Origin of the sequence: Acidovorax sp. HMWF018 (genome assembly GCF_003061035.1) — a bacterium.
Lineage (GTDB): Bacteria > Pseudomonadota > Gammaproteobacteria > Burkholderiales > Burkholderiaceae_C > Acidovorax > Acidovorax delafieldii.
Map to the genome: position 1 here is coordinate 1 of NZ_QAIM01000564.1, position 2131 is coordinate 2131.

A 2131-nucleotide genomic window follows, 5' to 3' on the forward strand; every position below is an offset into this window, starting at 1 on the left:
GTCGGGCAGCCCCTCACCCGCGCTCACGCTGGTGCGCAGCTGGGGCAGGCCGATCTGCTTGGCAAAGGGTGCCATCTGCCGGTAGAAGGTGGGGGCGGTGTAGCAGATGGTCACGCCCGCATCGCGCATCAGCCGCACCATGGTTTCGGGCGTATAGGGCTGGTCCGGAAAGTACACGCTGGCCCCGGCCCACATCGGAAACACCAGCAAGCCGCCCAGGCCAAAGGTGAACGCCAGGGGCGGCGAGCCCGCCACGATGTCATCGGGCGTGGCCTTGAGTACATGGCGCGGCCAGGCCTCGCAGCCTGCCAGCACATCGCGGTGCGTGTGCACGGCCGCCTTGGGGGAACCTGTGGTGCCCGAGGTGAACGCCATCAGCGCGATGTCGTCCACCGACGTGGGGCAGGGCGGCGTGGTGCCGGGCTTGCCCTGCGCGCGCTGCAGCAGGTCGGCCGCATCTGGCGCTGTGTGGAAGGGCACGATGGTGGCGAGCACGGGGTGCTGCGTCTGCGCGGCTTGCAGCTCGGCCAGCAGGCGGCCGTCGCACAGCGCCAGCGTGGGCTGGGCGCGGTCGATGATGCTGCCCAGCTCTACCGCGCGCAGCAGGGGCATGGTGGCCACCGCAATCAGACCGGCGTAGACCGTGCCCAGCCAGGCCAGCGCCATCTCCACCGTGTTGCCGCCGCGCAGCAGCACGCGGTTGCCGGGCACGAGACCGTGGTCCTGCGTCAGCACCTCGGCAATGCGCGCGGCCTCGGTGCGGGCGTCGCGGTAGGTGTACGTGCGGTGCGGGCCGCGCAACAGGGGGCGGTCGATGTGGCCCGCACGTTCGGCCTGGTCTAACAGCGCCTGCACCAGGTTGGCCTGGTTGGCGATCTGCAGCTCCGGCAGGTCGTAGCGCAGCGTGGGCCAGGCCTCGGGCGGCGGCATGCGGTCGTGCACGAAATGGTCGGGCTGGGCGGAGGGGGCTTTCATGCGATTACTCCTGCAAAACGGCCTTACCGATGATGAGCTGCTGCACTTCGGTGGCGCCTTCGTAAATGCGCAGCGAGCGGATGTCGCGGTACAGCGATTCGACCTTGCTGCCCACTTCCACGCCGCGCCCGCCGTGCAGCTGCAGCGCCATGTCGATGACGCGCTGGGCGTTTTCAGTGGCGGTCATCTTGGCCATCGCCGCTTCGGCAGTCACGCGCGCCTGGCCCGTGTCGCGCAGCCAGGCCGCGCGGTAGGTGAGCAGCGCGGCGCTGTCCACCAGCGCGGCCATCTCGCCGATCTTGGCTTGGGTGAGCTGGAAGTCCGCCAGCGTCTGGCCGAACATGCGGCGCTGGCGGGCGTGGTGCACGGCCTCGGCCAGTGCGCGGCGCGCCATGCCCAGGGCCGCGGCGGCCACCGACGCACGAAAAATGTCCAGCGTGCGCATGGCCAGCTTGAAGCCGCCGTTCTCGTCGCCCAGCAGCGCGGTGCCGGGCACGTTACAGTTGGTGAACTGCAGCGTGGCCAGCGGGTGGGGCGCCATCACATGGATATGGCGCGAGGCGTCCAGGCCCGGCGTGTTCGCATCGACGATGAAGGCGCTGATGCCGCGCGTGCCGCCGCTCGGGTTGGTCTTGGCGAACACGCAGTAGAAGTCGGCGATGCCGCCGTTGCTGATCCAGGTCTTGGTGCCGTTCAAGCAAAAAGTGCCTGTAGCGCTAGTCGAATCTGTGCTGGCAGCTATGGTTTGCATAGCGCCCACATCCGACCCCGCCTCGGGCTCGCTCAGCGCGAACGCAGCAATCAGTTCGCCACGCGCCACGCCTTGCAGGTAGTGCGCCTGCTGCGCGGGGCTGCCCGCCAGCGTGATCGCACCGCTGCCCAGTCCTTGCATCGCAAACGCAAAGTCCGCCAGCGGCGAGTGGTAGGCCAGCGTCTCGCGCAGCAGCACCAGCGCGCGCGAGTCGAGCGCAGGCAGCGCGCCGCCGTGTGCGGCAGGCACGCAGTAGCGCAGCCAGCCGCCCGCGCCCAAGCGCTGCACCCAGTCGCGGCAGGCGGCGCGGTCGTCGGTTTCATCGACCTGCTGTGCGGCAGCCCAGGGCACCAGGCCCTCGGCCAGCGCGCGGTGGGCGTCGTCGAAGAAGGGCAGGGCCAGGTG

The 2131-nt window shown here is 69.9% G+C and carries 2 protein-coding genes; both read right to left on the reverse strand.

The features are described from left to right. Positions 1-975 (reverse strand): AMP-binding protein (locus DBR23_RS24185; protein ID WP_146191433.1); only part of this gene is annotated, 975 nt, incomplete at its 3' end. A 4-nt stretch (positions 976-979) separates the two neighbouring features. Beyond that, the coding region (locus DBR23_RS24190) for an acyl-CoA dehydrogenase family protein (RefSeq protein ID WP_108499821.1) at positions 980-2131 on the reverse strand (1152 nt) is incomplete at its 5' end.